This window comes from Microbacterium alkaliflavum (assembly GCF_044325405.1).
GTDB classification, from domain to species: domain Bacteria; phylum Actinomycetota; class Actinomycetes; order Actinomycetales; family Microbacteriaceae; genus Microbacterium; species Microbacterium alkaliflavum.
In genome coordinates this window covers 118,603-127,107 of record NZ_JBIQWL010000012.1, presented here as the reverse complement: position 1 = coordinate 127,107, position 8,505 = coordinate 118,603, and the positions used below count along the sequence as shown (strand labels likewise).

The 8,505-nt window shown below is 67.7% G+C and carries 4 protein-coding genes; all 4 read left to right on the top strand.

What is annotated here, in order from left to right:
- Positions 1-284: 284 nt before the first annotated feature.
- The 4 genes from ACH3VR_RS20920 (at position 285) to ACH3VR_RS20905 (ending at position 8,505) form a co-directional block, all read left to right on the top strand.
- Entirely contained in the window at positions 285-902 is a 618-nt protein-coding gene (locus ACH3VR_RS20920; RefSeq protein ID WP_397558267.1) for a hypothetical protein, read from the top strand.
- A gap of 105 nt (positions 903-1,007) precedes the next feature.
- Positions 1,008-6,242: a TIGR03773 family transporter-associated surface protein gene (locus tag ACH3VR_RS20915; RefSeq protein ID WP_397558266.1), complete on the top strand. Its 5,235-nt coding sequence runs from the start codon at positions 1,008-1,010 to the stop codon at positions 6,240-6,242.
- Positions 6,239-6,940: a class I SAM-dependent methyltransferase gene (locus ACH3VR_RS20910; RefSeq protein WP_397558265.1), complete on the top strand. Its 702-nt coding sequence runs from the start codon at positions 6,239-6,241 to the stop codon at positions 6,938-6,940. Before ACH3VR_RS20915 ends, ACH3VR_RS20910 begins: the two co-directional genes overlap by 4 nt.
- Positions 6,937-8,505, top strand: coding sequence for an anchored repeat ABC transporter, substrate-binding protein (locus ACH3VR_RS20905; RefSeq protein ID WP_397558264.1), 1,569 nt, complete (start codon positions 6,937-6,939; stop codon positions 8,503-8,505). Before ACH3VR_RS20910 ends, ACH3VR_RS20905 begins: the two co-directional genes overlap by 4 nt.

Below are 8,505 nucleotides of genomic sequence, written 5' to 3'. Positions count from 1 at the left end.
CCGAGCCCGCACGTCCCGAGCTCTACCTCACCGCCTGACCACCACCCACCCTCAGGAAGCAACGGAATGACACCACGCCACGGGACTTGACCTCAGCACATCGGTTTTGTGCGGACCCGGTTCGTGTACTCAGACCGATTGCGCTGAGACCCGCCCTCTCCGGGTAACGCCTGCTAGGTACGGCAGACGCCGACTGGCCGGCACGCGGGTGGGTCCGGTCGGTCCGGACTCGCCCCGCGGAACACATTCATCTGCACGCATCAATCCAGAAGGAATCACTCAACATGAACACCACCACGAAACGAGCCCCTGCAGGACGCGCGATCGGGAACTCGATCATTGCCGGCGCCGCGGCGCTGGCGCTCGTGCTCTCCGGCGCCGGCGTCGCGAACGCGGCGACCGTTGTCACCGGAGCCCAGACCGGGGAATGGGACCTCATCGCGGTCGACAAGTCACCGCTGGAGGTCGTGAACTACGACCACAACGCGAGTGACTACCGCGACGTCGATGCGCCGAACGGGTGGTTCGCCGTCGGGTCCGGCAAGGTCATCGACGGCACCGACCCCTCGACGACCGCGGTGGGCGGAGGCGGGATCCGCATCGACCAGGCCTTCGCTTCCGCCACCGTCAACCGGACCTACACCGTCCGGCTGACGAATATCCCGGCTGGGACGAGTGTCAAGGTCTCCGACCCGGCGAACCCGGCGACCGTGTACATCGACACGGCGGCGGGCGACTACACGCACTCGGTCGTGCTGCCGGCGGGCGCGACGGCGGACTTCCACGAGCACTACACGTGGACCTTCACCAGCAGCTCGTCGCAGGCGCAGATCGGTGTGAAGGTCACCGGTAACGGGCTGGGCACCTCGGGGCAGACGAACTCGATTCTGTTCAAGTTCTGATCGCCTGCCCTCCGCCCACGCTCTCCTGGCTCCGCCCGCTTGGTGGAGCCAGGAGTGGCGTGCAGCTCCCGCTTCCCGTCCCGCATGTCTGCTGAAAGCCGCCCGATGAAGAAGACTGTCTTGAAGCCGCTCCTCGCCCTGGTGGCGATCGTCGCCCTGGTGGGCGGGATGGCACATCCTGCTGTCGCTGACACCCCGATCCTGCTCGACGGCGCGGTGCTGCCGGGTATCGTCGTTGCGGCGGAAGGCACTGCCCTGGTGGCCGCCACCGCCGATGGGCGGGGCTCGACGGAGTCTGTGTTCGCGGTGACGGATGGAACGGCCAGCTCCCGAGTCGTGGTGGATGCCGGCGGGCTTCCTACCGGGGCGTCACTGATTGGGGTGCGACTCGAGCTGCGTTCGGTCATGACCCCGCAGGGCGGTGCAGTTCACGCCACGCCTGCGGGCGGAGCACCGGTCTGGGGGACGGTAGAGGGACAAGCGCGGACGCTCGACGTCGGCGCGGAGGGGGCGACGCTCGACTGGACCTTTACCATGCCCGGCGACTACGAGCTCGTGATCGGCGCTGAGGCCCGTTACGCCCTGCCAGATCAGCCCGAGGCCACGACCACGGCTGCGGACATGACCTACCGGTTCCACGTGGTCACGGCCGAAGAACTCACCGATGCCGCGCCCGACCTGGGGCAGGAATCCGAAGGTCAGGAAGCCGCTACCGAGCCAACTATCGAGGAGCCTGACCAGCCCCCGGCCGCGGCGTCGGCGAGTGTGCCGGCCGCGCACGTGCTCAGTGAGGGCATGGTCGACATCTCGAACCAATGGGAGGACGGCAATCTGCGATTGCGACTGATCGATGAGAGCGGCACGGTCCTCGATCCCGGTGAGGCGGTGTTCTCGCTGCCGAACGTCGAGTCCTGGCCGGGCGGTGGGTTCACCTCGACGGAGCAGGGCTGGAAGAACTGGAACCTGCTGGTCCCATCTCACAGCGATGTGTGGCGCACCAAGACAGCCGTGAACTCCTCGGCGGGCAACGACCTGATGCTGCGTGCCGACGCACACGGGGTCTCGGCCGAGAACGGTTTCGAGCTGATGATGAGCGTCGCCGACGCGGCCTCGCCGGAAGGCGGCGCATTCACGACCTTCCGCGGGGATGACGGTTATCCGGGCGACCGGTGGCACTCCGGTGCCCTCGGGGCGATATCGGCTCGGACGGTGTTGATCCCGGACGCCGAGGATCCGGTCGAGAGTGAGGCGACCGGGTTCGCGTTCACCGCTGCCGGAACGTATTGCATCACGCTGGAGAGCGAGATGCTCGACCTGGAAACGGGTTTCATCGCAAACACCCGTGCGACCCTCACCTTCGCCGTGGGCGTGGATCCGGCCACCGTCGCTCCCTGCGTCCAACCCACCGCGACCGAGCCTTACGACCCGACGCCAACCCCGACCACCGAGCAGGGCGTCGCGGTGATCGATGCCGGCGACGTGCACCTCTCACCCGCACTCGCCGACGACGGCACCCTGCGCATGGACCTGAACCAGGTCGTGGGTGGCCGCACCACCACCCACGCGCCCGAGAAGACCGTGTTCTCGGTGCCGCGACAGGACGCTGCCTGGCCCGCGGAGAACACGGACGCGACGAATCAGAAGCTCTGGGGGCAGATCGCCGCGCCCGGCACGCGGCTGTGGCGCACCGCTGGCAACCAGAACTATTCCCTGTTCTCGGACCCGGGACTCCCGCTGACCTTGCTGCCGCAGGCCGACACCACCCCCGCCGAAGAACTCGTGAACGGCTCGTTCGCGCTGCGACTCGTGGCGTCCGACGCTCCGGAAGGCGGCTACGTTGCGAGCTACGTGACGCAGAACGACGATCGGATCACCAGTTCGAGCGTTGTCGCGCAATGGGATTCACGTGAGAACGGAAGCGCCGGCTCTATCGCGGCTGAAGGAGTCGAAGACGGCTACTATCCGTTCGCCGATCCGTTCAACATCGTGGGGCTGGCGTTCACTGCCCCCGGACGGTATTGCCTGACCGTGGAATCTCGAGGCACCTTCGTGGGGGCGGAGGCTCCCGCGATCGGCAGCTCGACGCTGACCTTCGCTGTCGGCATCGACGCCGCGTCGGTCGAGCCCTGCGCTCAGGTCGATGGTGGCGACGGGCCGACCGACCCTGGCGACGAGGACATCTACGAGGACCTGGACCCGACGGTCACATGGTTCCATCAAGGGCACCTCGACATCGGACCGATGCTCGTCGACGGGGAGCTGGAGCTGCACACCGGCGACGTCCACAACCCCGAAGCATTCCCTTCCGTGAAAGACGCCGTGTGGGTCGGTCGCGGCAAGAACATCGCCTTCACGGTCCCCGAACCCAGCGCGCGAAGCGCCCTCGACTACGCTGCGATCGGCCCCCCAGGGACTCCCTACTTCGGGTTCTCAATGAACCCCGCTTTCATGACCTCCACGCTCTGGCCAGGTCTGACACATGAAGGCCTTCCGGCGGCGTTGACTGAGGGAAAGCCGACGTGGACTCTTCTCGGCTATACCGGCCCCGAAGGGGGCACCTTCGCGATGCCCGACAGAGATGTGAGTTCGACCACGTTGCCGGCGTCGTTCATCGGACCGACGAGCCACCAGCATCTGGAGTGGGCGTTCACGAAGGAGGGGGTGTACTGCCTGAACTTCGAGATCCGCGCCCGCGACATCGCGACCGGGGCGGACAAGGTCGTGCGCGACCAGCTCACGATCGCGATCGGCGACTCGGTCGACCTGCACACAATGCAGCCCTGCTCCCGGACTCATCCCGACGGTCCCGTCTCCACCCTCACCCCGATCGATCTCGCTGGTCTCAGCGACGAAGTGCTGATCCCGTCCGCGGGTGACCTCGTCCAGTTCGCTCCGGTGCTGAGCGCGGAGGGGCTTGATGTCGCGACCAAGGTCGTCACGCATCCGTGGGCGACGAGCTGGCACGACCCGGAGTCGGTCGTGATCGCCGGGTTCGTCGACCAGGGGGACGGTTGGCGCATCCCCTCCTTGCCGGGCGTGGAGTTCACTCACTCCGGTATGTACCTTCCGCGCAACGACATCCAGGAAGATGCAACCATCCGGGTGGGGGAGGTCGACGGGCCAGGAACCGTCAGCTTCGACTACTACAAGAACCGTTCGTTCGGTACTCGGGATGGTGAGTCTCGCAGTGTCACGCTGTGGCCGCAGTTCATCTTCTCCAGTCGGCCGTCGTTCTCCGCACCCGGTGTCTACTGTGTTCCGCTGACATGGTCCGCGACACTCACCGACGGCACCGTCGCCACGGCCGCGAAGACGATCACCTACGTGGTCGGGATCGAGGATCCCGCAACGGTCACTCCTTGCGCCAAGGGAGGTGAGGGCACAGATCCCGGAGGCGAAGGCCCCGAAGAACCTGAGCCGGTGGACTGGGATGTGCCGAACGGTACGAAGACCGATTCCGGGGCGACGATCCTCAACGTTGGTCACGTCGACGTCGCATCCGTTCTGAACGGCGACGCTTTTGACACGCGCATCAACGACACCACCGAGAGCAACGAGCCCGTCTGGCGAGACCCGGCGAACACCGTGCTGCAGGCGAAGCCGGCCGCGAGGACGACGGTTCCCGACGTCCCCGAGTACGCCTTCCTTGGTGCTGCCGGTGCTGCCTCGTGGATCCTTCCCGAGACCCAGGATGACGCGCTGCTCTGGCCGGGCTGGTCGACGGAGGCGATCGCGGATGACGCCACGCGAGACGCGTTCCGCTGGTCGCTCGTCGACAGCAGCGGACCGGGTGAGTTCGCCCTGTTCCAGACAGGCGTCTTCGGGGAACCGAATGTCCTCTTCAACACCCGCGACGGCATCACCGCGGCAGACACCTCCACGATCCCGAAGCACACCCACGCGCACGGAACCTGGGCATTCAGCGCCGAAGGCGTCTACTGCCTCGCCTTCGAGCGCGCGACAACCCTCAGCTCCGGGCAACCAGTGACCGATGCTTTCACTCTTGCCATCGCGGTCGGCGCCGTGAACGTGCGCAAGATCGACCCGGCGGCCTGCTTCACCGCCATTCCGGGGCAACCCACCGTTGATGACCTCACCCCAATCCCTGATGGGGAGCTGACAGACGCAACCGTGGGTGGCGTGAGCATCTTGAACGGGGAGAACGGATTCGTCCCCGGTCAACTACTGACTGCACAACTCGACCGCGATCGTGTGGGCTCCTGGGTATCGGTATGGCTGCACTCCACCCCACGCTGGCTCGGCTGGGCACAGGTCGGCGAGTCCGGTGCGATCCAGGTCCGTCTGCCGGCGGACGCGATCACCGGTGGCCACCGGCTGGTGGTAAAGACCGCCGGAGGGGACCTCCTCGGCTGGGACTCCCTGTCGATCGTCAGCGCGCCAACCACACCGTCAGCGCCGGGATCCTCCCCGGGCGGCGGCACCCCAGCTGCAGTTCAGGTGCCGGCGACACAGTGTGTCGCCGGCGCGACGATCCTGTCGTCCGGGCACATCGACTACGCCTCCCGCATCGTGGGCGGCCAGCTCGAATCGCTGATCGGCGACGACACCTCCGGCGCAAAGGTCTACCGCGAGCCGGGCGGCACGATCCTGTGGCTCAAGCCCTCCAGCCGGGTCACCCTTCCGTCCGGCTACGGGCAGGTCGGTCCGGCGAGGTCCCACGTGTGGCAGGTGCCGCAGACGCAGAACCCGAACCTGATCTGGCTCGGCTGGTCGACCGAGGCATTGAACGCGGGCAACACCCGCGGCCCGGTGTCCTGGACGATCGACAGCATCAGCGGGCCGGGATCGGTGAAGGTGTACCTCACCGGCTCGTTCGGCGGGGTACAGCAGGTGGTGTTCGACAACGGCGGCAGTTACGGCATCCCGCTGGGCGTGCACGCGCACGCGAACTGGGCGTTCTCCGCCGAAGGCATCTACCGCATCACCTCGACGCAGACCGCGACACTGGTGAACGGGCAGGTCTCCTCCGACACCGAGACCCTCACGATCGTCGTCGGTGACATCGACCCAGCCTCCGCAGCCGGTTCGGGATCGGGCTGCGGCACGATCTCCAACGCGCTGCTGCTCTCCGACGACGCCGACGCCGCACTCCTGGCCGCGGATCAGGCTGCGGCGCAGGCGGCAGACGCCGCCCGGAAGCTGATACCCGGCCAGTCAGTCAACGATGCCCCAGGCCCGCTGACTGACCCGTTCACGGCGCTCGCGGCCGGCAACTCGGTCCCGCTGCTGCTCTCAATCCTCGGCGCCCTTCTGCTGGTCGGTGCCGCCGGCACCGGGGTGCTGTGGTGGCGGCGACGGAGCGGCGGTCTTCCGGCATGAGGGACGCATACGAGGGCCTGGGCGAGTTCCATGACCTGTTCATGACCGATGTCTGGGGCGGGCTGCGGCCCGCCCTGGCATCGGCCTTCGCCAACCTCACCCCGGACGCGACGGTCCTCGACGTCGGCGCCGGCACCGGGATCGGCACCCGGCTGCTAGCCCGCTCCACCGCCGCGCAGGTGGTAGCGATCGAGCCGTCGCTGACAATGCGGGCCGTGCTCTTGGCTCGTGTCGCGGACGACCCGGACTTGATCGACCGGGTCAGCGTGCTCGCCGGCGCCGCCCCGGACGCTCTCGACGAGGTGACCGGCGCGGTGGCCGGGTTCGTGTGCGCGCACATGCTCGGTCACCTCACCGCGACCCAACGGCAGCAGACGTTCGCTCGCCTGGCGGCCCTGCTGGTGGCGGGCGGGACTGGGATCATCACGCTCCCGCACACGACAGATCCGGCTGAGGCCCCGATGGTGGAGGAGAGCACGCGGATCGGCCGACACAGCTACCTGGCACGGCACGGGGCCGCACAGAGCGAGTACTTCGTGCTCGACGGCGACCGCATCCTGCGCCAGGAGACGTTCCTCTCTAGTTGGGAGCCGCTGACCCGCGACCAGCTGCACGACGAGCTCTGTCAGGCCGGACTGCGCCTGGCCGAGGCGGACGGGCGGATCGGCATCGTCCGGCACGCGGAGGCGCGCCCTTGAGTCGCCGCGTCCTCGCCGCCATGGCCGCGCTCGCGGTGACGGTGCTGACGCTGACCGGCTGCGCGAGCAAGCCGCTGCTCGCCGCCGACAGCGACAAGCTCCAGGTCATCACCACGACCGGGCTGCTACGCGATCTTGTGCAGAACGTCGGCGGCGACCGGGTGGAGGTGGCCTCGATCGTGCCGGACGGCCCGGACCCGCATACCTACGAGCCGACGCTGCGGGACGCGCGGAATGTCGTGTATGCGGACGTCGCGTTCTCCAACTATGCGCTGTTGGAGGAGCACAACGTCATCAAGACGCTCGACTCCAACCTGCGCACGGGAGCGGTGAACGTCTCCCTCGCGGAGGAGGCGGTGAAGTACGCGGCCGAGATCATCCGGCTGGTGGAGAACGTGAACCTCGACACGGTGTGGCTGGGCTTGCGTGCTCATGGCGACGGTACCGCCCGGTACGGGGCGACCCGTACCTCCGAGGTGCTGCTGTCGGCGACGAAAGTCACCGGGCCGGGCGACGTGTTCGCCTACCTGACCGGCACGTTCGGCGACACGGATGTGTACTTCGACTCCGCCAACGGCTTCGACCCGTCTACCGGCTACCGCGGCGACACCATGTCGCTGCCGGCCGACGCGCACACGCACCTGTCGTGGGCGTTCACCAAGCCCGGCGTCTACACGGTCACGCTCGCCGCGAGCGTGCAGGTCGACGACACCTCGCGTCCGCAGGAGCTCGGGCAGGCGACGTTTACCTTCGCCGTCGGCGTCAACCCCGCCGACGCCGGGATGTCGGGTGCGGTGGTGCTGAATCAGGGGCATGCGGATTTGACGGCGAACCTCGAGGACGGGGCGCTGGAGGTGCGCTACGACCCGGAGGGCGGCGGTGAGCACTCCCAGCTCGCCTACGCCCCGGAGGAGGTCGTGATCGACGTGCCGTCCAAGGCGCTGTCGGAGATCCCCGGGGGCTCGCAGTTCTCCTTCCTCGGACGGGCCGGCACGCAGGTCTACCAGCTGCCGCAGGCGGTGCTCGGCAAGCACGTCCACGGCGAGATCGACCCGCACCTGTGGCAGGACGTGCGTAACGGCATGGCGTACGTGCAGCTGATCCGCGACACCCTCATCGGCGCCGACCCCGAAGGCGCCCGGGAGTACACGGCGAACGCCGCCGCCTATCTCGCCGAGCTGGAGGCGACGGATGACTACGTGCGGGACACGATCGCGACGATCCCGGAGGCGAACCGTTACCTCATCACGACGCACGACGCGTTCGGGTACCTCGCGCATGCGTATCACGTCCAGATCGCCGGCTTCGTGACCCCGAGCCCGGCGACCGAGCCGTCGCTAGCGGATCGCCGCAAGCTGTCGGAGACGCTGCGGACGCTGCGGATCCCGGCGGTGTTTCTCGAGCCGATCCACATCGCCCGCGCGAACGTGCTCACCGAGCTCGCCGCCGAGCAGCACGTTCAGGTGTGCCTCATCTATGGCGACGCCCTGGACGACCGGGTGCCGACGTATGTGGACATGATGCGCTTCAACGCCGACTCCCTCCGCGACTGCCTCAGCGGATGA